Annotated in this window: 19 protein-coding genes; 7 read left to right on the forward strand and 12 right to left on the reverse strand. The window is 62.3% G+C overall.

Features of this window, described 5'->3' with window-relative positions:
• Nucleotide 1 precedes the first annotated feature (1 nt).
• The gene (locus ACN9M3_RS24065) at nucleotides 2–1,426 is read right to left on the reverse strand and encodes a RecQ family ATP-dependent DNA helicase (RefSeq protein WP_426318838.1); all 1,425 of its coding nucleotides are present in this window, start codon (nucleotides 1,424–1,426) and stop codon (nucleotides 2–4) included.
• 64 nt (nucleotides 1,427–1,490) lie between these two features.
• On the opposite strand from ACN9M3_RS24065, the gene ACN9M3_RS24070 reads away from it, so the two are divergent.
• Complete coding sequence (locus ACN9M3_RS24070; RefSeq protein WP_426163473.1) at nucleotides 1,491–2,000, forward strand: GAF domain-containing protein; 510 nt, start codon at nucleotides 1,491–1,493, stop codon at nucleotides 1,998–2,000.
• A gap of 157 nt (nucleotides 2,001–2,157) precedes the next feature.
• On the opposite strand, the gene ACN9M3_RS24075 is transcribed toward ACN9M3_RS24070, so the two are convergent.
• The gene (locus tag ACN9M3_RS24075; protein ID WP_426318839.1) at nucleotides 2,158–2,922 is read right to left on the reverse strand and encodes a sulfite exporter TauE/SafE family protein; all 765 of its coding nucleotides are present in this window, start codon (nucleotides 2,920–2,922) and stop codon (nucleotides 2,158–2,160) included.
• A gap of 89 nt (nucleotides 2,923–3,011) precedes the next feature.
• On the opposite strand from ACN9M3_RS24075, the gene ACN9M3_RS24080 reads away from it, so the two are divergent.
• On the forward strand, nucleotides 3,012–3,911 hold the full coding sequence (locus ACN9M3_RS24080) for a LysR family transcriptional regulator (protein ID WP_426163478.1): 900 nt from the start codon (nucleotides 3,012–3,014) through the stop codon (nucleotides 3,909–3,911).
• Here ACN9M3_RS24080 and ACN9M3_RS24085 read toward each other — a convergent pair.
• Both ACN9M3_RS24085 and ACN9M3_RS24090 read right to left on the reverse strand, forming a co-directional pair.
• The gene (locus ACN9M3_RS24085) at nucleotides 3,900–4,736 is read right to left on the reverse strand and encodes an HDOD domain-containing protein (protein WP_426163480.1); all 837 of its coding nucleotides are present in this window, start codon (nucleotides 4,734–4,736) and stop codon (nucleotides 3,900–3,902) included. The two genes, ACN9M3_RS24080 and ACN9M3_RS24085, sit on opposite strands and share 12 nt — an antisense overlap.
• 8 nt (nucleotides 4,737–4,744) lie before the next feature.
• A complete protein-coding gene (locus ACN9M3_RS24090; protein WP_426318840.1) occupies nucleotides 4,745–6,766 on the reverse strand; it encodes a methyl-accepting chemotaxis protein in 2,022 nt (673 codons plus the stop codon).
• 222 nt (nucleotides 6,767–6,988) lie between these two features.
• On the opposite strand from ACN9M3_RS24090, the gene ACN9M3_RS24095 reads away from it, so the two are divergent.
• Entirely contained in the window at nucleotides 6,989–7,726 is a 738-nt protein-coding gene (locus ACN9M3_RS24095) for a substrate-binding periplasmic protein (protein ID WP_426163485.1), read from the forward strand.
• Here ACN9M3_RS24095 and ACN9M3_RS24100 read toward each other — a convergent pair.
• Nucleotides 7,720–9,927 (reverse strand): TonB-dependent receptor, encoded by a 2,208-nt coding sequence (locus tag ACN9M3_RS24100; protein ID WP_426318841.1) that lies wholly within the window; start codon nucleotides 9,925–9,927, stop codon nucleotides 7,720–7,722. The two genes, ACN9M3_RS24095 and ACN9M3_RS24100, sit on opposite strands and share 7 nt — an antisense overlap.
• 135 nt (nucleotides 9,928–10,062) lie before the next feature.
• Here ACN9M3_RS24100 and ACN9M3_RS24105 point away from each other — a divergent pair, with 135 nt between their 5' ends.
• From ACN9M3_RS24105 to ACN9M3_RS24115, 3 genes are read left to right on the forward strand one after another with little or no spacing between them, the layout of a single operon-like run.
• Nucleotides 10,063–13,155, forward strand: a complete 3,093-nt coding sequence (locus ACN9M3_RS24105) for a ligand-binding sensor domain-containing diguanylate cyclase (protein WP_426318842.1) — start codon at nucleotides 10,063–10,065, stop codon at nucleotides 13,153–13,155.
• 60 nt (nucleotides 13,156–13,215) lie between these two features.
• Nucleotides 13,216–13,632, forward strand: a complete 417-nt coding sequence (locus tag ACN9M3_RS24110; protein WP_426318843.1) for an ester cyclase — start codon at nucleotides 13,216–13,218, stop codon at nucleotides 13,630–13,632.
• An 8-nt stretch (nucleotides 13,633–13,640) separates the two neighbouring features.
• Entirely contained in the window at nucleotides 13,641–14,225 is a 585-nt protein-coding gene (locus ACN9M3_RS24115; RefSeq protein WP_426318844.1) for a Crp/Fnr family transcriptional regulator, read from the forward strand.
• A gap of 4 nt (nucleotides 14,226–14,229) precedes the next feature.
• On the opposite strand, the gene ACN9M3_RS24120 is transcribed toward ACN9M3_RS24115, so the two are convergent.
• The 7 genes from ACN9M3_RS24120 to ACN9M3_RS24150 are packed head-to-tail and all read right to left on the reverse strand — an operon-like array spanning nucleotide 14,230 to nucleotide 21,695.
• Nucleotides 14,230–14,766 carry a hypothetical protein gene (locus ACN9M3_RS24120; protein ID WP_426163496.1) on the reverse strand — a complete coding sequence of 179 codons (537 nt, stop codon included), beginning with the start codon at nucleotides 14,764–14,766 and terminating at the stop codon, nucleotides 14,230–14,232.
• A gap of 34 nt (nucleotides 14,767–14,800) precedes the next feature.
• A complete protein-coding gene (locus ACN9M3_RS24125) occupies nucleotides 14,801–18,502 on the reverse strand; it encodes a pilus assembly protein (protein ID WP_426163498.1) in 3,702 nt (1,233 codons plus the stop codon).
• 17 nt (nucleotides 18,503–18,519) lie between these two features.
• Nucleotides 18,520–19,158 (reverse strand): pilus assembly PilX family protein, encoded by a 639-nt coding sequence (locus ACN9M3_RS24130; RefSeq protein ID WP_426318845.1) that lies wholly within the window; start codon nucleotides 19,156–19,158, stop codon nucleotides 18,520–18,522.
• Complete coding sequence (locus ACN9M3_RS24135) at nucleotides 19,155–20,279, reverse strand: PilW family protein (protein WP_426318846.1); 1,125 nt, start codon at nucleotides 20,277–20,279, stop codon at nucleotides 19,155–19,157. Before ACN9M3_RS24135 ends, ACN9M3_RS24130 begins: the two co-directional genes overlap by 4 nt.
• Nucleotides 20,280–20,284: 5 nt before the next feature.
• Complete coding sequence (locus ACN9M3_RS24140) at nucleotides 20,285–20,653, reverse strand: type IV pilus modification PilV family protein (RefSeq protein ID WP_426163504.1); 369 nt, start codon at nucleotides 20,651–20,653, stop codon at nucleotides 20,285–20,287.
• Nucleotides 20,654–20,664: 11 nt separating this feature from the next.
• Nucleotides 20,665–21,255 (reverse strand): GspH/FimT family pseudopilin, encoded by a 591-nt coding sequence (locus tag ACN9M3_RS24145; RefSeq protein ID WP_426318847.1) that lies wholly within the window; start codon nucleotides 21,253–21,255, stop codon nucleotides 20,665–20,667.
• On the reverse strand, nucleotides 21,255–21,695 hold the full coding sequence (locus ACN9M3_RS24150; protein WP_426318848.1) for a type IV pilin protein: 441 nt from the start codon (nucleotides 21,693–21,695) through the stop codon (nucleotides 21,255–21,257). Before ACN9M3_RS24150 ends, ACN9M3_RS24145 begins: the two co-directional genes overlap by 1 nt.
• Before the next feature lie 948 nt (nucleotides 21,696–22,643).
• On the opposite strand from ACN9M3_RS24150, the gene ACN9M3_RS24155 reads away from it, so the two are divergent.
• On the forward strand, nucleotides 22,644–23,900 hold the full coding sequence (locus tag ACN9M3_RS24155) for an AAA family ATPase (protein WP_426318849.1): 1,257 nt from the start codon (nucleotides 22,644–22,646) through the stop codon (nucleotides 23,898–23,900).

The following is a 23,900-nucleotide window of genomic DNA, read 5'->3' on the forward strand; positions in this document are numbered from 1 at the left end:
GCTACCCTCCTGAGTCGATTGTCGGCGGCGACCTGCAGTTATCGCAAGTACCGCAGCGCTCTATGCCGGCTGACTCATCGCCGAAATAAACGAGCAGGAGCTTCCAGCGGCAGAAGCCGCTCTGCGCGTAAGACACCATCTGCGCCAGCGCCTCGCGGTCGTGCTCCTGCTTCTCGCGATAGCGTTCCGCCAGGCGCTCGAGGTCGACCGGGCGCGGCGCACCGCCTGCCGCCCGGTATTGCAGCTTGCGATCCTGTTTCAGCCAGCCGCCTTCCTTCAACAGCTTGAGCGCGACCTGGCTGCGCTTGTCGCGCGGCCACTCGCCACCTGAAGCAGCATCATACGCCGCGCGCAGCAAGGCCGCGTCGGGATAGCTGCGCGCAAGGAAGAACTGCTGCACGCGCTTGTCCTCGTGGAAGTACAGCAAGGTGCATTCGGCTGACTCGCGGTCGCGCCCTGCCCGCCCCGCCTCCTGGTAGTATGCTTCCAGGCTGGCCGGCACCTGCAGGTGGATCACGAAGCGGATGTCGGACTTGTCGATGCCCATGCCAAAGGCATTGGTCGCCACCATGACGCGGCGCGCGCCGGACATGAACATTTCCTGGTTCTGGTGGCGTTCGGCGGCATTCAGTTTGCCGTGATAGAGCGTTACGCTTTCGCCGGCTTCCTCCAGCGCGGCCAGCATGTCTTGCGCGGCCTTGATGGTAGCGGCATACACAATGCCGCTACCCGGCGTTTCGCGCACCAGGCGCAACGCCTCGGCCGCCCGCTCATCGGCATTGGTCACCTGGCGCACGGCCAGATGCAGGTTGGGCCGGTAGATGCCGGTATTCACAATGCGCATTTCCGGCGCGCCAAGCTGGCGCCGAATATCGTCTACCACTTCGTCGGTGGCAGTGGCGGTCAGCGCCAGCACCGGCGGCCGTCCCAGCGCATCGAGAGCTGCACCGATATCGAGGTAAGCCGGCCGGAAATCATGGCCCCAGCGAGAGATGCAGTGGGCTTCATCGACCACCACCAGGCCAATGTCGGCCTTGTGCAGCAGGGACATGAACTCCGGCGTCGCCAACCGCTCCGGCGTGCAGAACACAATGCGCTCCTCGTTGTTGCGCAAGCCTTGCAATGCTTCCTGCTGCTCGTCAGCCGGCACTTTGCTGTTGAGCTGCGCGGCCTCGATGCCGATATCATCGAGCTTCTCGGCCTGGTCCTTCATCAGGGAAATCAGCGGCGAGACGACCACTGTGCTGCCTTTCAGGATCGAGGCGGGGATCTGGTAGCACAGCGACTTACCGCTGCCGGTCGGCATGATGGCAAGCGTGTCATGCCCCGCCAGCACGCTGTCGATCACTTGTCGCTGGCCAGCGCGCAAACGGTCAACGCCGAACACGTCGCGCAGCAGGGTGCGGATTTGATGATGAGTAGCCATGGCCGCAACTTAGCGCGATTGCTGGTAAGATGTCGGCGTCCTAAGTAACATACCGAGCGGCAAAATGTCTTTCTCCCTTAGCGAAACCACCTACAGCACTGACACTCCCGAAGCCAAACGCGCCATGTACGAAGACTTGCGCGCGCAACTGGGCGGACTGGTGCACGGCGAACATGACTGGATCGCCAACACTGCCAATGCCAGCTCGCTGGTGTTCAACACCATGCCGGGCTTGAACTGGGCGGGTTTCTATTTCATGCAGGGTCCGGATGAACTGGTGCTCGGCCCATTCCAGGGCAAGCCAGCCTGCATCCGCATCAGGAAGGGCCGTGGCGTATGCGGCAGCACTGTCGAAAAGCGCGCCACCAGCGTAGTGGAAGACGTGCATGCCTTCCCGGGCCATATCGCCTGCGATGCTGCCTCGCGCTCCGAGCTGGTGGTGCCGATCTTCGGCAAGGACGGCGAAGTGATCGGCGTGTTCGACCTCGACAGCCCTCTGCCGGGCCGCTTTGACGCTGTCGACGCTGAAGGCATTGAATCGCTGGTCCGCATCCTCGAACAAAGCCGCGCCTGATCCATCTCAAGAACCGTGGCGGCGCGCTTTGCATCGAAGCTGCCGTTCACGGTTGACGAGCTCTCGATTTCGATGTTGAGCCTTGGGCAAGCATGTGGCCAGTTTTACGCCAATGCTGGCCAGTACACCCAGCGTTCCAATCGTTTCCAGCAATGCGTCAAGCATGGTTGCCTCCCAGGCAGGCCTTCACAAAGAACATCAAGGTGATGCAGAACGTGGTGAGCAGCGTGACTGCGCGGATCACCTCAGCTGGTGCGCGGCGCCCGGCGCGAGCGCCGCCATAGCCGCCGATGACCGCGCCGGCCAGCATGGCCAGCGTGAGCGGCCAATGTACTGCATGGGCAAACACGAATGCAGCCACCGCCACGCCGTTGGCTGCGCTGACCAGCAGCGTGCGCGGCGCATTCAACTCCTTCAGGTCGCGCTTGTCGATCAGGCCCCACATGGCCATCATCATGATCCCGACCGCGCCGCCAAAATAACCGCCGTACACGCCGAGGGCGAACTGCAGCGCCAGCACCGCAGGCGCGCCCACCTGCCAGCGCGCTCGCAGTGCCGCACCAAGGCGCCGCCCGAACGCCAGCGCAATCGACGCCAACAGCAGGAGCCATGGCAGCACAAAGGTAAATGCCGCTGATGAAGTCCGCAACAGCAGCAGGGCTCCGGCCAAGCCGCCGCACAGCGTTGTCGCCAGCATCAGTCGCAGTGGGACGCCGCCGACCGGCTGCAAGCCGTCGCGGTAGGCCCAGGCGCTGGCCAGCCCGCCCGGGAACAAGGCTACCGTGCTGGAAGCATTCGCCTGAACCGGTGGCACGCCAGCGGCGATCAGTGCCGGCAGGCTGACAAATGAGCCTCCGCCCGCCAGCGCGTTCATCGCTCCAGCCAGCATCCCCGCGGAAAAAGTCAGAATCATCGAATCCATGCCGCCGATGTTAGACGGCCGGCCCGCTGCCCGCAATCTGGCAATTCCGGTGCTACACTTCGGAAATTCCGAATGCTGGAGACTTGGCAATGCGCTTCGACCTGACCGATATGCGGCTCTTCCTCACTGTCGTGGAATGCGGCAGCCTGACCCAGGGTGCACGCAGCATGCACCTCGCGCTGGCCTCGGTCAGCGAACGCATCGCCGGCATGGAGGCGGCGCTGGGCGCGCCGCTGCTCGAGCGCAACCGCCGCGGCGTGCGGGCCACGGCGGCGGGCGAAGCATTCGAGCGCCATGCACGTTCCATCCTGGGCCAGGTCGAACAGATGCGCGGCGACCTGCGCACCTACGCCACTGGCCTGAAGGGCCGTATCAGGGTGCTGTCGAACTCCGCCGCCATGGCTGCTTTCCTGCCGCCGCACCTGTGCCGCTTCCTGGCCACGCACCGCGACCTCTCGATCGACTTGCTGGAGCGACCCAGCGCCGAGATCGTCCAGTCCATGGTGGACCGGCGCGCCGACCTTGGCATCGTGGCAGACATCACCGACTTCGGCCCGCTGCAGACCCACCTGATCGCCAGCGACCAGTTGGTCGTCGTCACCCACCGCCGTCACCGGGTGGCGCGGCAAGGCGATGCGACCTTTGCCGACATCCTTGGCGAAGCGATTGTCGGCATCGCGGACACCGCGCTGGAAACCCACCTGGCGGAGCGCGCTTCGCGCCTGGGGCGCCAGCTCGACTACCGCATCCAGCTGCGCAATATCGAGCACGTGGCGCTGCACGTCGAAGCGGGTATCGGCATCTCGATCATGTCCAGCGCGCTGGCCCGGCAAATCCGGCGCGACCTTGCCGTGGTGCGCCTCTCCGAACCATGGGCCACGCGCCGGCTCTTTCTCTGCGCGCGGGATTTTTCAGCCTTGACGCCGCACGCCGGCCTGCTGGCGAAACAGTTGCTGGAGGATGCGCCGCCGGGCGCTTCAGGCCAGTAGCGCCACGCCCATCGAGCGCGCTTCGGCCGCGGCGACGTCGAGCAGCTCGGCAAGGTCGGGGAAGCTTTCCAGGCATTGCACGATGTCGGAGCGCCGCACCAGGTAATCGTCCTGCGGCGCAGGCAGCGGCGACAGCACGGGGCACAGGTGACGCGCCAGCAGCAGGGTATCGCGCAGGCCGGCGGGCGGCAGGCTGATCGCGCCATCGCGCAGCGAAATGATGGCGGCGCCGACTGCCTCCGGCACCTGCAGCTTGCGCAGCACTTCGCGCGCCACGATTTCCTGCACCGGTCCCAGGCGGTGCCCCATGTCATCCAGCAAGCCGGGAACCTGGTCTGCTTGGGACAGCAGGAAGAAATTACCGGCCTCATGCACAATGCCGGCGAACAGCGCCGTGTCGGGATCGGTGCTGGTGATATGGCGCGCCACCTGGTATGCGATGGCCGCCACGTGCGCGGAATACTTCCACAATTGCTCGGCGCGTTCGCGCAACTGCGGGTCGCGGATGCGGGCGCCGAACTGGCGCACCACCATGGCAGCGGCCAGCGAATACAGGTTGCGGTAGCCAAGCCGCATCACGGCAGCGCGCGCACTGGTGATGGGCGGCGCGCCATGGCGCCGGAACACCGCGGCATTGGCCAGGGCGACAGCGCGCGTCGCCAGCACCGGTTCGCCCAGCACTTTGCGCGCTATCTCATCGTCGTGGCAATCAGGGTCAGCCAAGGCAAGCTGCAATGCCAGTGCGGCATTGACGCTGGTGGGGAATACCAGTTCCCCACGCTGCACTTCCGAAATAATGGTGGCTAAGTCCCTGAGCTTTTCCATGCAAGAAATTATACCGAGGCCGCCCGCAACGCGCGCACATTGCTCGGCATGCGGCGCGAAGCAGCCGCCTTGCGCACCACCGGTGCGGCCGCATCTTCATTCCCCAGCGTGAAGATGCTGATCGATTTCACCAGCATCTGCGCCTGCTCCTGCAGGCTGGCCGACGCGGCTGCGGTCTGTTCCACCAGCGCCGCGTTTTGCTGCGTGGTGTCGTCCATCTGCGTCACGGCCATATTGATTTGCTCGATACCATTGCCCTGTTCGGCCGATGCGGTAGCGATCTCCTGCATGATGGCGGTAATGCTCTGCACGCTCTTCAGCACCTCCTGCATTGCCAGGCCGGCTTCGCCGACCAGGCGGTTGCCGGTCTCGACCCGGTCCACGCTGTGGTTGATCAAATCCTTGATTTCCTTGGCCGCCGAGGCCGAACGCTGCGCCAGGTTGCGCACCTCGGAAGCCACTACCGCAAAGCCGCGCCCCTGCTCGCCGGCGCGCGCCGCTTCCACCGCGGCGTTCAGGGCAAGGATATTGGTCTGGAAAGCGATGCCATCAATCACGCCAATGATGTCCACGATCTTGCGCGAGCTGTCATTGATTTCGCCCATGGTCTGCACCACTTGCGACACCACTTCGCCGCCCTTGCCGGCCACGCCGGCCGCGCTGTGCACCAACTGGTTGGCCTGGCGCGCATTATCGGCATTTTGCTTGACGGTGGAAGTCAGTTCTTCCATTGAAGATGCGGTTTCTTCCAGGTTGGAGGCCTGCGATTCCAGCCGCGACGACACATCGGCATTGCCGGTGGCGATATCGCGGCTGGCCGCATTGATCTGGTCGACACTGGCGCGCACATCGGACACGATGCCGCGCAAGCTCTCGCTCATGGACTTGAGGGAACGCAGCAACTGCCCTACTTCATTGGGCGGACCAACATCGATGTCGTTATCGAGCTTGCCTTTCGCCACTTCGTCCGCCACCGCAATGGCATTTTGCAGCGGCACCGTCACCGAGCGGGCGATCAGCATGCAGATCCAGGCAGCCAGGGAAAACAACAGCACCATCGATACAACCATGATCCAGCGCTGCTCGGTGAAGCCCTTGATTTTCTGTGACAGCATGACGTCGATCTCTTTCGCAGCAACTTCGTTGACGGCAAACTGCATATCAATTGCCGCCGTGGTCTTGGCCACCCACTCTTCGCCGGAATAGGTCAGCGGATCGGCTTTCACGATCTGCTCCGTGCCCAGGTCGACGATCTTGCGTGCTGCATCGCCCGCCTCGCGCAACTGCGCCCCAAGCTTGGCCTCAATGGCAGGATTTGCGGCGGCGGCCTTGCCGAAGGCCGTCAGGGTCTGGTCCAGGCGATCGGTCACGCGCGACATGATGGCTGCCTGCTGCATGCGGTCCTCGGGCGTGGCTTCCTTTTTCGCCAGCAGGCCGGCGCCCTTGGCGCGCGTCTTGCCGGTTTCTTCGGTCAGCCATGGCAACTGGTAGAACATCGACTGGATGAGCTGGTAAGTATCCTTGTCGGGATCGAGGCTCAGGCCGTACGCGTCGCCAATCAGCTCGTTCACCTTGAGCAGCTTGGGCACCAAGCCGGTATGGCCCGCATAGCTTTGCGGCACGGTGATCTTGCCCTCAGCTACATTGTTGCGCAGCGTCTCCCACTCCTGCTTGGCGGCAGCGAAGGCGTCGATGATGGCTTTGTCGCCCAGCTTTGCCGCCGCCTTCTCCAGCCGGCCATACGCCGCGTCCGCCTCAGCCTGTTTGGCGCGGCGCTTTTCCGCCACGCTGGTCACGCCGCCCAGCACCAATGCCGACAGGCCGCGATGCTGCTGCGTGTACTGCACAACCTTCAGTCCATCCACCACGATCGGCAAGCCTTCATGCTCACCTTCATATGCATCGAGAACCTTGCCAGCCTCGCTCATGTAGAGGAATGCAGGAATGATAGCCAGCAGTGCAGCAATCAGGCCGAGGATCATGAACTTGTGGCTCAGCTTGAGCTGGCCGAGAAGAGAGGTAGGATTCATGGCAGTTTCCCAAAGAAAAGTTCAGTAAAAGGTGCGTTACAGCACCGCGATACCTCTTGCTTTGATCATATGCCGATTTATGGCCCCACGTTACAATTCGTGAGAATTAACGACAAAAATCTCTTTCTCCATCACCATTTGTGTTGCAGGCGCGCGAAACAATTGCCATTGAAGAATTTAACTTTCATGATGCAAGTGCAAGCGCTTTGTTATAGTGCCCTTATGAAATTTATTACGCCGCTGTTGACGCTGATTGTTACGCTGCTCTTGCCAGTCGCGCAGGCAGAAACCGTCACCGTCTACACCAGCGCTAACTTTGCCCCGCTCGTCATCGATGGCACCCGAGGTATCTATTACGAAGCAATCGACTACCTGAACAAACAGGCCACGGACGGCACCAGCTACCGGCTGGCCTACCTGCCGCGCAAGCGCTTGCAGATGCGGCTGGAAGACGGCACGCTGGACGGCATCGTTATTGGCATGATGCCCCAATGGTTCGATGACGTCGCACAGAAGAAATACCTGTGGACCACGGCTTTCGCCATCGACCATTTCGTGCTGGTGTCGCGCATCGACCATCCGGTGCAGATGGATGCCGGGCAAGGGCTGGCCGGCAAATCGATTGGCTTGACGCTGGGCTACGTCTACCCGGGCATTGAGGAATGGATCCAGCGCCACGGCTTGCTGCGCCAGGATGCCATCAGCGAGGAAATCAACTTGGAGAAGCTGCGCCGCGGCCGCATTGATTGCGTGGCCGTTTCGGAATCGGCGGCGCGCTATTTCGTACGGCTGCATGGCTTGCACGGCAGCCTGACTTTCGTGGATTTGCCGGGCCGCGCGACGGAGCGCCGCTTCCTTGTGCCGCTGGGACGCAATGACCTGTTCGACAAGGTTGCTCCCATCGTCAAGCGCATGCGCGAAGATCCGCAATGGCTGCGCATGACGTCGAAGTATCAGTAAGTGAATTTCACCTGCACGCCGTAGCTGCGCGGTTCGTTGACGACACCGGTGAAGTTGTTGAAGTCGATGGCTGCCACCGCCACCAGCCTGTTCGCCGCGTTGCGTACGAAAGCCGCTACCTCGAAGCGTTCGCCCCTGTCCCGGTAGCCAAGCCGCAGCCCGCCGTCCAACAGCGGGCGCGCCTTGTACTCCACCGCCTCGTACAGGAAGAAATTGTATTTGCCGCGATAGGCCCAGTCGGCATACGCGAACAATTCACCGTTGCGCCAGGGCCGGCTGTAGCGCAGCGCGGCATTGGCGATCCAGCGCGGTGAACGCGGCAGCGGATTGCCGTCGATGAAGACGTTGTTGGGCGCCGTGCCGCGCGGATCGAGCACCGTGCAGCCATTGCCGCAGGGGAGCACGAACAGGCCGGCATCGCGGATCCTGGTGGCGTTGTAGCTGGCGCCCACACTGGCTGTCCATTCGCTGTTGGGACGCATCAGCCATTCGACTTCGGCGCCCTGCCCGCGCACCCTGGCCGCGTTGACCAGGCGGTTCTGGTTGACGACGCCGCTGCCGGCCGTAAGCTGCATGTCGTCGATCGTGTAGCGGAACACGGCCAGGCCGAGGCGCGCACGGCGCTGCATGAGATCCTGCTTCCAGCCCGCTTCCCAACTGCGGGCTTGCTCGGCGCTCGCGACGGACAGGCTGTTGCCGAACAGGATGCGGCCCTGGATCGACGGTGCGCGGTAGCCGGTCGCAAGGCGCGCGTACACATGGCTGTCCGGCGACAGGGCCTGGGTGGCGCCGAGATCCCAGCTGAAGTCGTTGCCGCGCGGAGCGGCTTCCAGCCTGGCGATCGGCGACGCGCCGGGCGCCGCTTGCGGGCGCGCGGCGACGAAGTCCTTGCGGTCCTTGGTGTAGCGCAGGCCGGCGCGCAGCAGCAGGCCCGGGCGCGCGCGCCACGACACGGCGCCGAAGGCGGCCAGCGAACGGCTGTCCTGCTCCTGCCAGGCGTAGGCGTTCTGGCGATTGCCGTTGAAGGTGTCGAAGCTGAAGCTGTCGACCCTGATCTTCTCGCTGAAGCCGTACACGCCGGCCAGCCAGCTCCATACCTGCGCCGGATCGGACTCGAGCCGGACCTCCTGCGTCAACTGCCTGTGCTTCGGCAACGCGTCGGCGGTCTCGGACGGGAAAGGAATGCGGCCCGGTCCCATGGGAGGATGCGCCAGCGAGCCAAAGCCGGCGTCGACGTCGGCACGGCTGTAGAAGCGCGCCCGCTCCCAGCCCGAGATGGCATGCAGGGAAAGGCCGTCGAACTGCCAGCGCAGGCGCAGGCTGGCACCGTTGGTTTTCAGGGACTGATGGTTCATGCCGTCGGTCGGCAGGCTGGCGTAATCAAAGCCCGGCGCCAGTGCGTTGCTGCCCTTTTGCAGGATATTGGCGCGGAACAGCGTGGCACGTCCTCCCATGCGGCGCCCGTGCCCGTTCAACAGCGCGCTGAAGGCGGAGTTCGGCTGGTACAGCAGCTGTACCCGCGCGGCATTGTCATGATAGCCCTCGAATTCCGTGGTGGCTGCGTTGGGGCGGTCGTTGAAGACACGGTTGCCGCGGTGCTGGCTAAGCAGCGACACACGCAGCGCCAGCGTTTCGCCCAGCGGCGTATTGAATGCGCCATCCAGGTTGCGCATCTCGTCACTGCCGTAAGCGGCATTGGCGTAGCCTTCGGTCCTGAAGGCAGGCCGCACCGAATCGAACTTCACCACGCCAGCCGGCGCATTGCGCCCGAACAGGCTGCCCTGCGGCCCGCGCAGCAGTTCCACTTGCTGCAGGTCGAACAGGGGGAAGGACTTGAGCAGCGGATTCTCCTGCACGACGTCGTCGTACACGATGCCGACCGGTTGCGCGGCGTTCAGGTCGAAGTCGGTATTGCCCAGGCCGCGCAGGTAGAAACGCGGGAACGATCGGCCAAAGTCGGATTCGATGTGCAGGCTGGGCATGCGCGATGCCAGGTAGCGCAAGTCGCGGCCGCTGGCGGCCAGCACGTCGAGCGCTTCGCCGCCAAGGACCGACACGTTGAACGGGACTTCCTGCAGCGGCTCGGCGCGGCGTTGCGCCGTGACGTAGACGCTGGGCAGCGCGCCATCCTGCGCCTGCTGCGCCAAGGCCGGCGGCAACGCCGCCAGGCCAGCCACACCGATCGCCCACCATGCGCGCATGCCGCCTCCCGTGTGGCTTCATGCTAGCAGAGATAGCTGATCATGGCATAATGATAGTTTCAATTTGACCATCTCCTGGCGATGCGTGCGCTGCTGCGGTCCTCTCTGTTCGCCTGCCTGCTGGCTGCAGGCACTATGGCATCGGCGCAACAACGGCCGGGTGTAGTCTCGTTCCAGCGCGTCGCCATGCCGGACCAGGTGCCGGCCCACCTCAGCACCGTGATGGCGCAGGACGCCCAGGGCATGCTGTGGATCGGCACCCAGGACGGCCTGGTGCGCTACGACGGCTACGGCTACAAGGTATTCCGCCCGCACCCCGGCGATCCCGCATCAATCGGCGGCAGCTACATCCGCGCCTTGCACGCTGCGCGCGATGGAAGGCTGTGGATCGGCACCATCAGCGGCGGCCTGTCGGTGTTCGATCCGCGCACCGAACGCTTTACCCAGTACCGGCACGACCCGCAACGCAAGGACAGCCTGGCCAACGATCGCGTGGAAGGCATCGCGGAACTGGCCGGCGGCGTACTCTGGCTGGCCACCGACAACGGCTTGTCGGTCCTTGATCCCGCCAGCGGCCGCTTCACTCAATACCGCCACGTGGAGGGCGACAGCAACAGCCTGGCCAACAACCAGCTGCGCTCCGTCCTGCTGGACCGCGAAGGCCGCCTGTGGGTGGCCAGCGACGCCGGCTTGCAGCGCTGGCTGGGCGACGGCCGCTTCTCGGCGCCGGTCGGCCCGGCCAATGCGATCCGCCTGTTTCAGGACGGCCGTGGTCGCATCTGGATCGGCAGCTCGCGCCAGGGCGCCGCCGTGTACGATCCTGCCAGCGGCCAGTTGCATGCACTGGCAGGGCTGAGCCACTTCTGGATCTATAGCATTGCCGAACCGCTGCCGGGCGAAATCTGGCTCGGCACTTTCGGCAAAGGCATCGACGTGATCGACGGCGCCAGCCTGGCCGTGGTCGACCGCTTGCAATACGACAGCACCAGCACGTCCAGCATCGGCAACGATCGCATCGGCGCGCTGCTGGTCGACCGTTCCGGCCTGGCCTGGGCCGGCACCTGGGGCGGCGGCATTGCGCACCACGATCCCGCCAGCCGCGCCTTCCTCAAGCTGCGGCACAGCCCATCCAACCCGCTGGGCCCGAGCCACCCGGCCATCGTGCGCGCGCTGGAAGCGGCCGACGGCAGGCTGTGGCTCGGCACCAATGGTAATGGCGTCGACGTGCTCGATGCCAACGGCCGGCTGGCGGCAGGCTTCCGCCCCGACGCCAGCCGCGGCGACGCGCTGTCAGACGGCGCCATTTCCTGCCTGGCCCAGGGGCCCGATGGCAGCATGTGGGTGGCGACACTGGATGGCACGCTGCACCTCCAGCGCCCCGGCCAGCAAGGCTTCCAGCGCTTCGGCAGCGCGCATGGCTTGCCGGGCGGCCCGATCCGCACCATGGTTTTTGGCGCCGACGGCGCGCTGTGGGCCGGCGCCCAGCAAGGCCTGGCACGCATCGGCAAGGACGGTGCCGTGAGCGCCTGGCGCCACCAGCCCGACGATCCAGGCAGCCTGTCCGGGCGCGAAGTCGAAGCGCTCGCCTTCACGCCGGACGGCACGCTGTGGATCGGTACCAATGACGGCCTGAATGCATTCGACACCAGGAGCGGCAAGGCGCGCCGCATTGTGCGCGATCCGGCGCGCGCCGACAGCCTGCCCGACAACTGGGTGCCGGACCTGATGGTCGACAAGGACGGCCAGCTCTGGCTGGCCACCCAGTCCGGCGCTGCCATCCTGCGCTCCTTCGACGGCCAGGCCGCGCACTTCGACGTGCTGTCAACGCGCCTGAAACTGCCGCCCCACCCGCCCGAGTCGCTGCTGCAGGACGCGCAAGGCCAGGTGTGGCTGGGCAGCCGCGTGCGCATCGACCCGCTGACCTGGCGCTGGCGCAGCTTCGACCGCGCCGACGGCAATGAATTCCGCACCTTGTATTACGCCAGCCGCGCGCGCATGCGCAACGGCGACCTGCTGTTTGGTTCGCCGGAAGGCTTGCTGCGCGTGCGCCCGCACATGCTGCGGCGCTGGGAATACCAGCCTGCCGTGAGCGCGACCGCACTGACCATCGACGGCGTCGAGCAGCCCGGCGCCGGCGTGCTCGCCGAGCGCACGCTGTCGCCCAGCCAGCGCGACCTGCGCCTGGAGTTTGCCGCGCCCGACTTCAGCGCGCCGGAACAGCAGCAATACCGCTACCGCCTGGACGGCTACGACGCCGGCTGGGTCAATGTCGATGCGCGCCAGCGCGTGGCCGCCTATTCCCACCTGCCGCCGGGCGACTACCAGCTACGGGTCCAGGCCAGCAACCGCGCCGGCCACTGGAGCCCGCAGGAATGGGCGCTCAAGCTGCACGTGCAGCCGGCCTTCTACCAGACGTGGTGGTTCCGTACTTCCATGTGGGTGCTGGGCGCACTGGGCGTGGCCTTCCTGTTCCGCCTGCGGCTGCACACCTTGCGCCGCCGCGGCGAACGCCTGGAGCGCCTGGTGGCCGAGCGTACCGCCGCCCTGGAAGCGGCTTCGCGCCGGCTGGAGCAAGCCAGCCTGACCGACCCGCTGACCGGACTGCACAACCGGCGCTACCTGGAACAGACCATCCAGGCCGACTTCGACCTGGCGGCGCGCCGCCATCGCAGCCTGCCGCCCGAGCCGCATGCCGACCTGGTGCTGTTCATGCTCGACCTCGACCACTTCAAGCGCGTCAACGACCAGCACGGCCATGCCGCCGGCGACGCCGTGCTGCAGCAGACGGCCAGGCTGCTGCGCGACTGCATGCGCAGCTCCGACCACATCGTGCGCTGGGGCGGCGAGGAGTTCCTGCTGGTGGCGCGCTTCATCGACCGCAACGACGCCACCGCGCTGGCGGAAAAGATCCGCTTGGCCATCGCCGCCCACGAATTCCTGATTCCCGGCGGCCAGGTGCTGCGCAAGACCGTCTCGATCGGCTTTGCCACCTTCCCCGGCATGCCGGGCCGCCCCAGCGCGCTGACGCCGGAATCGCTGCAGCGCCTGGCCGATGCCGCCCTGTACGCCGCCAAGCATACCTGGCGCGACGCCTGGGTCGGGGTGCAGGCGCGCAGCGGGGAAGCCGGCCTGTCGCGCTTCCTGGCCGACCCGAGCAGCGCGGTGGAAGCCGGCGACGTGACGCTGCTGGTGCCGCAGCAGCGCGGCCGCGTGGTGAATTGGCATTAACCCGGGTTAATTACGCGCGGACCACGCCTCGCTAAGCTGTCCTCTTTCAAGGAGGAAGACATGTCATTGCAAGCGAACGCGCGGCTGATCGAACGCTACTTCGAAGAAGTCTGGAACCAGGGCAAAGTCGACGTGCTCGACGAACTGCTGACCAGCGACTACCGCAACCACAGTCCGGGCCTGCCCGATCCGCAACCCGGGCCGGCGGGCCTCAAGCCCATTGTGCTGATGATGCGCAGCGGGATTCCCGACCTGCATTACGCCATCGTAGACCTGGTGGTCGCAGCAGACCGCGTAGCGGCCTACGTCCACATGACCGGCACGCACACCGGCAGCTTGTTCGGCATCGAACCGACTGGCAAATCGATCGACGTGCGGCAGATGCAGATCGAATGGATCAGGGATGGACGCATCTGCCAGCACTGGCGCATCACCGAAGACTTGAAGATGATGCGCCAGCTCGGCGTCATTCTATAATCGCCTGCATGGAACATTTGACGCTGGTGCGCGCATTGCGCCGACTGGAACAGGCTGCCGGCCTGCAGTTGCCCGAGGTGGAGCAACTGGCCGCCTCCGTGCAGCTGCTGCAACTGCGCGAGCGCGAGTTCGCGTTCCACGAAGGCGATGCCTGCCCGCGCCTGTTCGCTGTGCGCACCGGCCTGCTCAAGCAGTTCTACACCACGGCCGACGGCAAGGAGTGGATCAAGAGTTTCACGGTGGAAGACGAGCTGTTTGCCTGTCCGATTGGATTCCAGCCGGGCGGGCGAACCAGCTTTGGCGCGGCGGCGCTGGAGGCCAGCGTGCTGGAGGTCATCGACTGGCGCCTGCTGGACGACCTGGGTGAGCGCCACCTGGCATGGCAGAAAGCGATCCGTTTCGGCTTCCAGGCTTTGACTCAGCTGAAAATGGTGCGCGAGCGCGACCTGTTGATGTACTCTCCGGAACAGATGTACCAGCACTTGCTGGAAAGGCGCGCCGGGCTGGTGCAGCGCGTGCCGCAGAAGGAATTGGCCGCTTATCTCGGCGTGACGCCCGTGGGCCTGAACCGGATTGCGCGCCGGCTCGAATGAAGGTTTAGAAACCCACTTCGCCGACCACCCGCAAGTCCATTTGCACTTCGCTGTGCACGGCGATGCGCCCGATATGGGCTGGATGGAAAAGCACTTGCTGCAACGCCGCCAGCATCGCTGCTTTCTCTTCCTCATTGGCGTCGCTGTGAACCAGATGTACACGTATCACATCGCCCATGTCGTTGATCCAGAAGCGCACCGTGATGTTGCCGCTGGCAGCCCCCGGCAACACCAGCCAGCGACGCCTGGCCAGGCCACTGGCCACGGAAGGCTGCTCGGTCAATTCATCCTGGAGGAAATAGCGCGGCGTAAACGCCGGTTCCGCCGACGGTTCGGCCTGCGCCAGGGGCGCGGCTGGCGCGGCCGGAGCCGGCGCTGGTCGTTGCACCGCCCCACTGCCACGAGCCGGCGCCAATGCCGGCGCCGGCAGCAAGGTAAGCACCAGCATGGGGGAGGCAGGCTGCGGCGCGGATTCACCAGGCGTGCCCTGCCTGCCCACGCTGGCCAGGACAGCCAGGTGGGCCAGGACAGTCAGCAGCAAGGCCAAAGCATTCGCCCTGCCTGCCGCCCGGGTATTACTTGACCAGTTCACGCCACTGCAGTCGCCTGGTGACAGGCTCGCCATTGTTTGAGTCACCGTCGCCGCCCCCGCTGTGCGACGGGGTATTCAATGGAATCGACTTCGGACGCTTGCCGTCGGCAGTAATGGCGAAGACCACCGCCTTGTCGTTCGACAGCCTGCTGAGGGTCGTGCCGACCACAGGCGACACCAGCCTGGTGCCGACGGGCACATCGCGTTTGGCACCCGCGGTGCTGAACTGGTACAACCAGCTGTAACCACCAGGCTGGCAAGCCGACGCTGTTGGCACCACGCTCGGCACAAGGAAAATGCCGTCAAACACATGCGGGTCGATGGCAACGCGCTCGCCCTTGCTTGGCAATTCAAGGTACCAGCCCTTGTCCTTGTCCCAGTCAACCGCTTTATCCGTGGTGCCCTTGCGGGTATCCGCGCCTTGATCCATGGTCTGAACGGCCAGCGATTCCAGCTTGATTGGGCCGTCCGTCACCACATCCTTGACGGCGGCAACGATTTGCGTAGGCATGCTCCCCTCGGGAACCACCAGGTCGGAGGCGCCCAGGAAGCGCCCTGTGCCGAAATACACGATGATGGTGCCGTCGCCGCGACGGGTCAGGTCCGGTGCAGCCGTGATCGGCCGGGTGTTACCCAGTTCCATCACCTTGGTGGCGGTGCGCTGCTTCAGGTTGAAACGCCACAGATTGCCCTGCAGGTCACCACCGTAAGCCCTGTCTTCCGTGTTGTCCGTGTAGAAGTCCTTTACAGCGGCAATATTGATGCGCGCCAGCCCGCTTGGGTTCAGCCTATCACCGGCGCCGGTGGAGATATCCACGACATTCTTCGGATCGGCCAGGTCAAGGATGAACACGTGGCCCTGTCCATCGCCGTCATACTTGCCGTTTTCCGCGATGTTGTTGTAGCCGGAGGTCAGCACCGCCACCCATTTGCCTTCGAGCTTGGTCACTTGCGCAGGGCCAAAGCTGTACCCCAGGTTAGGGTTGTCGTCAGCCGTGTAGGTCCACAATACTTTCGGCGGCTGCTTGGGGTTGGTGATGTCAAGCGCATAGTAACCGCGGCCGCCCTTGCCCATCGCGCCGATCAGGATAGTCATCCACTCCTTGCCGATCTTGACGTCGGACACGATGATCGCGCCGTCCAGGTAGTAGCGGTGGCGATCGGCGTAATCCTTGTTGGCCAGCTGCCACAGGTCCGGCAGCACCATCGGCGGAATGTAAGCCCAGCGCTCTTCACCGGTTTTTGCATCAAAGGCGTGCAGCATGCCATCGTTGGCGGCAGCGTAGACGATGGCGTCCCGGTCCGTTTTCGTGTACGCGGCGTAGCCCTCGTCCAGGAAGCCGAACGGCGGATTCTTGACGTAGATTGGCTGCGAATGGATGAAGTCGCCAAGCACCTTGTCGCGCTCGCGGTACAGGCGCATGCCATCCTTGTCCAATGGATCCTGGCCGCGCAGGAAGTTCACCAGGGTCGTTTCATCAGCCGCTTCGACTTGCTTGCTGGTCCAATTCTTAAATTGGCTCAGCGACCGCTGCACCGACTTCGAGAAGAACGCCAACTGGCTCTTATCCAAGTTTGCGGCCTTGAATGGCACCAGCCTGTTGCTGGCGTCCGAGGTCCAGATGGTACGGCTGTCGCTGCCGTCCGACGCGAACCTGCTACGCAGCAGCGTCCCAGCCTGCCACTTCGGGTCGCCGGTAATTTCGCCGGTCTGGACGTTGATCGCATAGGCGCTCAGCTCGCCATCCCAGAGCTGGGTTCGATAATTCGCCAGATAGATGAAATTATCGCCTTCGACCGGGTTCAGGTTACTGGTCGCCGCGGCTGCGCCGCTGCCGTCCGACTGGCCGATACTGCCCAAGGCCTGGTGCAGGCTTTCCTGCAAGGTGGTCGGGTCCTTGGCACTGAAATAGCTTCCACGGCCGCTGACGGCGGCATGCCATAAGTCGTCGATCGCGGTCGGGTCGTTAGGCAATGGTGCTGGCCATTCCTTGGTGCCCCCTTGCAGGATCTTATAGTAGTCGCCCGTCTTTGCAGTCTTGTAGTCCTTGCTGTAAGCCAGCGTACCATCCACGCCCAGGCCAAGGGTAAAGGTGGTCATGTGCTGGTGGTTGGCGACATCGTTGATGTTCTTGTTGCCGCCGGCGCTGGGGACGATGTTCTCCATGTCCGGACGCAGGTCGTTGTTGTAGTAGTAAAACGCAATGTCAGCCAACGACACCTGGTCACCTGGGTTGTTCCTGGTACCGTCACCGGCTTTGTATGGCGCGTATGACGGCCGCGGCGCTTTTTTGATGTCGCCGTCCTGGTCCTTCAACAGCGTGCTCTTTGGGTCGTCAGTGTAGAGCGCCTGATTCCCGTTCCAGTAGCCGTCCGTTGCCAGGATGACGAAGTTGCGTTGGCAAGCAGCCTCGATCGGGTCATTTTTCCCATCCGGGAACGCGTCGTTCTTGCCAAACTTGTACAGACGGCCGACCTCGTTCAGGGCGTTACGCAATGGCGTGCTGGTATTGGGGTAGAGCTTGTACAGTTCGTCAAAGAAGGTCTGCTTGTGCACACCCTCAAAAGGCGCGATCGGCACTGCAATGGTCTTGTTATCGATCGTCATCATCCCAAGGCGCGTATGGAAATAGCTTGGGTCGGTCTTGTCTTCCGCCATCGACTTGGGATTTCCCCGTACGTCCTTGAATGCCAGGCCAATGGCCGTCTTGGTCATCTGGGTCCGGGTCCGGTACCAGGCATACCACGTCGCGAAATTGGTCATCTCGTTATCGTAGCTGCAGCTGACGCCGGGGCAATCGGTGCGCGTGGGCGCTTTCGGGTAGCTGCTACGGGTCGGAACAATGTCGACCCGTTCCCATTTGCCGAACACAACGGTCTTGTAAGTGTTGTCACGCAGGTCCGCACAATTTGTGGCGGAATTATCCGTGCACCATTTGACGGTCACATTGTAGTAATAGGGCGCGCCCTTCACTTCCTTCGCAACCGAGTAATCTCCGGTCGGATAGGCGTAGCTGGTCCCCTCGACTGCACGCTTGCAGTCCTTTTCCTTGGACGACGAATCAGGGCACCAGACACGATCGGGATAGCTGGCTTTCACGCTGCCGTACGTCTGCAAATTGACGGTCTCGTTAGGCCCCTGCGACTTGCAATCGATGGTTCGCCCTGTATAGGGATTGGTGACCCCGCAAGGGTACTCTCTATACAGCGGTTCCGAATACGTCTTATCGATATCCTGGATGCCATAGCCGTCGCTCGGGATGTTCGACCATGGCGCCAAGTATTCAGTCCGGTGCTCAGTGGTCGCATCGGCCAGGCGTTTGCCGTCGGCCGTGGTCGGCCAGTCATAACGCACCGCCGGGTTGTAGTAGACCTTGTTGAAAGCGCTGGCCGCAAAAGGCGGATCACCGTCATGGCAGATCACTGCCAGGCTGCCATTGGAGTAACGGCAAAACGTCAGGTAGCTGCCGTTCGACTGCACGCGCACATAGTCGGGCATGTAGCTCCACAGCATGCTGCCCGAGTTGTCCAGGTCGAGCATGATGTTAGGCAAGAGCTGCACGGTGGTGGAGTTTGCCAACGGCTTGTCTGCCAGGTCGGTGCTGGCAGCACGCGACAAGGCGGCGCCCAGCACGCTGCCGGTGAACAGTGCCGCCAGCATCAATTGTTTAAAGAGTGGCCTCATTGATAGGTCTCGCATACTCATTGTGAAATAATTGCCTGCACGAAGCTGACGTTGGAACGCGGCCCGGCAACCCGCACCGTGATCCGGTACAGTCCAAACGGTGACGAACGACCGTTGCTGCTGTTGCCTGGCGATGTCTGGTAAGTCAGCATCGGAAGCAGAATGCCAACGCTGTCGTCAGTCGGCCCCCCTGCCGTATCGCGAGGCGTGCTGGCGCAAATGGCCGGATCCAGCACACCAGCCGTTTGACACATGCGGTGGATCACGTAGGACACCTGGTTGCCGGCCGAGTCGACCGGCAGTTTCTTGACGAGCGTGGCTTTGCTCCAGTCGAGGTCATCGTCTGCGTCCACCGTGTTATTACCTGTCAGGTCCAGGTCGTCCTGGCTGCTGGCCGAATAACCCTCGCTGTCATGGTCCTCGTTAAGTGACTTGGGGTTGCCATGCAGCCAAGCAATGGCCGCCTCCACGCCGGCGTCGGCGCTGATGGACGCACTCTGCTTGAACGCCAGGTTGCCGGCAACCAGGGACGAGCCATCGACCGAGCGCATCATGGCCAGCCCGGCCAGGGTCATGGCCACCAGCACGATGAGCGCCATGATCAGGGCCACCCCCTCCTGCTGGCGGCGCCACGCGGAAATGACTACGGATTTCATATTTTCCCCCAGATCACGTTACGCAGCGGGATGACCGTTTCAAACACGCGATAACGGTAGCAACCCCAGTCGCTTGGATATTTATCAGTTTTGAATGCGGCCCAGCTGGACGACAAGGCGGTGGTCGCTGTGCAACCTTTGTCGGCGCTCTTGGGCCGCTCATACTGGACACCGCGCGTAACCATGGCAACGCGGATCGCCTTGATGCGCTGCCAGTCGGACCAGGAAGGTTCCTTCCATGGCGAGGAGGCGGCGCTGACCCAGGTGTCAATCGTCTGGCTGCCCGCCGGGGCGACGCCATATTCAGCCTGCATGTCCACCACTTCCGACATGACCAGCTCATTCGTGACCGCCGGCGCTTGCGAGTTATCGCTGCGTTCCAGCTGCTTGGTGGCCGTATTGACCGAGTAGGTCTTGCGGAAAATCGGGTGGCCATTGGCCGGCTTGAAACAAGTGACGCTCGCGCCTGCGGGATATTTCGGCCAGGCATTCGCTCCGCTTTCGAAATACGATGCCGGCGGATTGTAGCTTCCGCCAGCGCCAGAATTATGCTGTAGCTTCGAGGCTTGGGCCTGGACCTCGGTGATCTTCATGATGGTGCAGTTGCCTGCCTGCGATACCAGCGCAAGGTCGCCATCCTGGCAGACAGCGGCATTGGCCACGTCCAGTTCTGCCGACGGCTGCGGCATCGCCCTGCGTATCGTGGTGCTGCCGGATGGCTGATAAGAGGACTGGCTTGGATCGGCAAAATACTGGACCGAAATGCTGTCCGGCCCGTCGCCACCATCCTTGATCAATGCCGGCGCAAAATTCACATCGGTCAGCGCGCCTTCCTTGCCGCCGCAGTCCGCGCTTTTGTCGCAATAGGCAAAGATGTTGCTGCATCCGACGTAGGATTTGGGGCTGGCGGTCATGCCCCAGCCAGCCATCTTGGTATCGCGTTCCAGCATGTACAGCGCAATCGCGCCATTGGCCTGGGCGTCGCCGCCGCTGGTGGTGGTGCGCTTGCGCGCTTCGTTATTGGTGAAGGCCTGGGCCACGATCAAGGTGCCCAACATGCCGACGACGAGACCCACCATGATCTCGACCATCGTAAAGCCTCTCTGGGAGCTCTGCATCATTTTCCTCATCCGTTGATCTGCGCCACCGCCTGGTAGCTGTGGGCCTTGGACTCGCCCGGACTTTTCCAGCTGATGGTGACGGTCACCTGCCTGCCGTTGAGCGCCACCGTACGCTTGCCCGCCGGCAGGGTTGTCACCGGCACGTCAGTTCCCACGTAGGCGGTCCAGTCGTCGGGATGCACCCACATCTCGCCCAATATCTGGTTGGCAGCAAAGCTGGCCTCCAGGCGGTACTTGGAGTCGGTAACCTGGCGCGTCGCCGAGGCTTGCATCCAGAGGAAGGCAAGAATGCCGAACGAGAAAACCAGGATGGCCGCCAACGCTTCAAGCAATACGATGCCATCCTGGCGGCCAGGTGTTAAATTGCGAATCATGGGATTACTCCTTAAGTACAGCCCTGGGGGGTGCCATTCAGTTTGCTGTCCGGATCGCACATGCGAACCTGGCCGCCGGAGCCAACCGTCACCACATAGCGGCGCGCGTAACTGGCTTTGGCGTTGGTAACGTCAATGCGGCTGATTTCGGTGCCTGCGGCAGCGCTAACCCGCCCGAAGCTGTCGAACGTGACCACGGCGGACTTGTCGAGGCCGGCGCCGGCAGCCAGCACACCGGCAAAGGTGTCAGGCTTGAGCGGTCGCGGAAGGGCATCGGTGGTGACGCCAACCCGTGCGTTGCCGCCGCCTTCTTCCGGCGCCCGTTTCTGGATCTCCGCCGGACAGAGGTTCGCATTCACGCAGCCAACCGTCCAGGCCACCTTGCCATCCGCGTCGGTCAGGCTGAAGCGCACCTGCGTGCTGCGCCGCAGAGCTTCGGTGCGCGCCAGTTGCAAACCGTTCAGCACAGATTCCGCGGCAGTCCGGTTTTGCGCATCCTGGATCATGCGGGAAAAACTCGGCATTGCGAGCGCCAGCAGGATGCCGAGCACGCTGATGGCCACCAGCAGTTCGATTAGGGTCACGCCATTTTGCTTACGCATCAGCAGCGCCCGCCCTTGGCGGTTACCCAGCACGAGTCGGAACCAGTCCATCCGGTCGGCGTCGCCGATGTTTTCTTGGCATTGGCCTCGTTCAGCTCATAAGTAAAGCCGGTCATCGGCCCCTTGCCTGTGGCCTTCAATTGATAGCTCATGCCGTCGGCAGCGATGGTGCAGGTAAAGGTGAAATCAGGGCTCGTAGGGGGTGCCGCTGCTGCCCCGTCGGCGCAGGCACCGGCATAGGTACGAGTGTCCTGGAAGAACTGCTCCAGTCTGATGCGCATGTCCGACAGGCCATTGGTAGCCTGGGGAATGTGGCCGCGAATGATATAGTCTTTATAAGATGGCAACGCCACTGCCGCCAGGATGGCGATAATGGCCATCGTGATGAGGGCTTCGATCAGGGTAAAACCGCTGTTGCGATTTTTGAATACACGTTTCACAAGGATTCCTTAACCAGCAGAACATATCTTGCCGAAAAATAATTTGACGGAAGTTTAACTGCATTTGGGCAAGAAGTCCCGCACAATACGTTGCCAGAATGCATCATTAGAGCGGTTTATCTATGAAACCGGGCGGCTGTCGCACACCCGCCCCGTGGGGTAAAATGCAACGTTTTACCGCGCCCGGCGCGACGCCCGAACGAAATCCCTAAAAATGACCACCCTGCCCTCCGAAATCAATCCTGACGCCGTCAAGAACAGCCCGGCCGAAAAAGTCACGCCGATGATGCAGCAGCGTGTTCTTCCTATGAAAAGAATCAGAAAAAAGTAAAACCTACGCCAAAACTTACGCTGCAAACTGTTGCGGTACTTCCCCATTCACAAGTCGCCAATGGGAGCGTTGTAAATCGGTACAGTCGAACGTCTTGATCGCGATTACTCCAGAAGCCTCGAAATTGCCCATAGCTGACGAAGTTCATGCGTTTTGCTGCCCTGGGCGTGAATTTCCCACCCGGCGAAGATTTGCCAGCCCCCTATCCAACTGACCAAATAAGGATCAAACAAGGGAGGACGCAACGATGCTGGCGAGTTCCCAACGTTCTGCCGAAGCTCGAGGTGAGCCGGACGCCAATGTTGACCTCCATCGGCACGGACGAACCGGCACCGACCAACAAATGTGTTCTCGTCAGAGGGCGACGGAATTCTAAAGTTTGCGGGGCGAACGCCTTCGTCGCGCATTACTACGACCCGAACTAGTTCCCATTGCGGCTCAGGCGTCTCCTTGGGACCAACAGGCGGAGTGGAGTGAGATTTACTGTACATACACACAGTATATCGTAGTGTACGGGGGACACCGGTGCCGCGCTTGATCTGCAAAAAAACTGCATTACAATGCGATTCTAGGCCATACTTTGGCTAACCTCCCTCTCTCATCTGCTGATTTTCTACATGTTAATCGAATTTTCCGTCGCTAATTTCCGGTCTTTCCGCGAGCGCCAGACGCTGTCGATGGTGGCGGCTGCCCGTTTACCGAAGCGAGAGAACGTGCTTGCCCCACTCGTATCGGACGAAGAACTTCCTGATCTTTTGAAGGTTGCAGCGATCTACGGGCCTAATGCATCGGGGAAGAGCAACTTGCTGCGGGCACTTGACGTCATTCCGACGTTAGCAAGTTCAAGTCCAGCAGTCGTAAAAACTTTGCCCGTTGCGCCATTCCGCTTTGATAAAGATCTGCTGTCGAGCCCAAGTGAATTTGAGGTGCATTTCATTTGCGATGCTGTCCGGTATCAATTTGAACTCTCATTGACGTCCGAACGTATCGTGAAAGAGCGGCTCATTTCTTACCCTAATGGAAAGTCCAAGCTGCTTTACGAGCGAAGGTTCACGGATAAGGAAGGGGATGAGTATAGGTTTGGCGACACGTTGGAGGGCGGTTCTGAATTACATCAGGCATGGCGTCGTCTTACTGCCCCTACTTCGTTGTTTATTGCTCAGGCAGTAGCCAATAGTAACGAAGACCTTCACCAATTGAGGGTTCCCTTCGGTTGGCTGCTTAATGGGATGTTTGTAATCGAGGGCGGCATGGCTTCGTTGGCCAGGTCATCTCAGCGTCTGGTTAAGAAGAATCCCAACTACGCAGCTGAAGTTGCAAGCTTCTTGCAAGAGGTAGATGTTCCTGTGACTGAAATGCGTGTGGATTCAGTCCAAGAGAAGCCCTCCCCGCTCAGTGCACTGGCGATGTTAGCAAGCCCGAGCGCATCCCAAAAGGAAGTTAATCGCACAATTTTCAAGCATCGCACCGCTTTAGGTGAAGCTGAATTCGATTTTGAAGAAGAATCAGAAGGAACCAAAGGGTTGGTTGGATTCTGGCTGCCATGGAGCATGATTGCGCACGGCGAAAGTACTATTAAGGCTGTAGCGGTGGACGAAATTGATAGTAGCCTTCACCCTGAGATCGTGGCCTCATTGATTCAAAGATACCTCGCTTCTGACAAAAGCGCGCAACTCATTTTCACTACGCACGACACACACTTGATGGATACCAAGCTGCTTCGGCGAGATCAATTCTGGTTAACAGAACGTGATGCGAACGGTGCGACCCAGCTTCGCTCAATTCATGATTTTAAAGGCCGCGAAAGTGAAGACGTCGAAAAACGCTATTTCGAGGGAAAGTATCGAGGCCTTCCAATTCTGTCTAGAGGTTAG

This window comes from Pseudoduganella sp. R-43, from assembly GCF_049913255.1.
In the GTDB taxonomy this organism is placed as follows: domain Bacteria; phylum Pseudomonadota; class Gammaproteobacteria; order Burkholderiales; family Burkholderiaceae_D; genus Rugamonas.

Bases quoted from the DNA above. Each gene is read 5' to 3' on its own strand.
- ACN9M3_RS24105 (WP_426318842.1), top strand. From the start codon at position 10,063: ATGGCATCGGCGCAACAACGGCCGGGTGTAGTCTCGTTCCAGCGCGTC.
- ACN9M3_RS24070 (WP_426163473.1), top strand. From the start codon at position 1,491: ATGTCTTTCTCCCTTAGCGAAACCACCTACAGCACTGACACTCCCGAA.
- ACN9M3_RS24110 (WP_426318843.1), top strand. From the start codon at position 13,216: ATGTCATTGCAAGCGAACGCGCGGCTGATCGAACGCTACTTCGAAGAA.
- ACN9M3_RS24085 (WP_426163480.1), bottom strand. From the start codon at position 4,736: ATGGAAAAGCTCAGGGACTTAGCCACCATTATTTCGGAAGTGCAGCGT.
- ACN9M3_RS24140 (WP_426163504.1), bottom strand. From the start codon at position 20,653: ATGATTCGCAATTTAACACCTGGCCGCCAGGATGGCATCGTATTGCTT.
- ACN9M3_RS24100 (WP_426318841.1), bottom strand. From the start codon at position 9,927: ATGCGCGCATGGTGGGCGATCGGTGTGGCTGGCCTGGCGGCGTTGCCG.
- ACN9M3_RS24130 (WP_426318845.1), bottom strand. From the start codon at position 19,158: ATGAAATCCGTAGTCATTTCCGCGTGGCGCCGCCAGCAGGAGGGGGTG.
- ACN9M3_RS24080 (WP_426163478.1), top strand. From the start codon at position 3,012: ATGCGCTTCGACCTGACCGATATGCGGCTCTTCCTCACTGTCGTGGAA.
- ACN9M3_RS24115 (WP_426318844.1), top strand. From the start codon at position 13,641: ATGGAACATTTGACGCTGGTGCGCGCATTGCGCCGACTGGAACAGGCT.
- ACN9M3_RS24125 (WP_426163498.1), bottom strand. From the start codon at position 18,502: ATGAGGCCACTCTTTAAACAATTGATGCTGGCGGCACTGTTCACCGGC.
- ACN9M3_RS24090 (WP_426318840.1), bottom strand. From the start codon at position 6,766: ATGAATCCTACCTCTCTTCTCGGCCAGCTCAAGCTGAGCCACAAGTTC.
- ACN9M3_RS24135 (WP_426318846.1), bottom strand. From the start codon at position 20,279: ATGATGCAGAGCTCCCAGAGAGGCTTTACGATGGTCGAGATCATGGTG.
- ACN9M3_RS24145 (WP_426318847.1), bottom strand. From the start codon at position 21,255: ATGCGTAAGCAAAATGGCGTGACCCTAATCGAACTGCTGGTGGCCATC.
- ACN9M3_RS24065 (WP_426318838.1), bottom strand. From the start codon at position 1,426: ATGGCTACTCATCATCAAATCCGCACCCTGCTGCGCGACGTGTTCGGC.
- ACN9M3_RS24095 (WP_426163485.1), top strand. From the start codon at position 6,989: ATGAAATTTATTACGCCGCTGTTGACGCTGATTGTTACGCTGCTCTTG.
- ACN9M3_RS24155 (WP_426318849.1), top strand. From the start codon at position 22,644: ATGTTAATCGAATTTTCCGTCGCTAATTTCCGGTCTTTCCGCGAGCGC.
- ACN9M3_RS24075 (WP_426318839.1), bottom strand. From the start codon at position 2,922: ATGGATTCGATGATTCTGACTTTTTCCGCGGGGATGCTGGCTGGAGCG.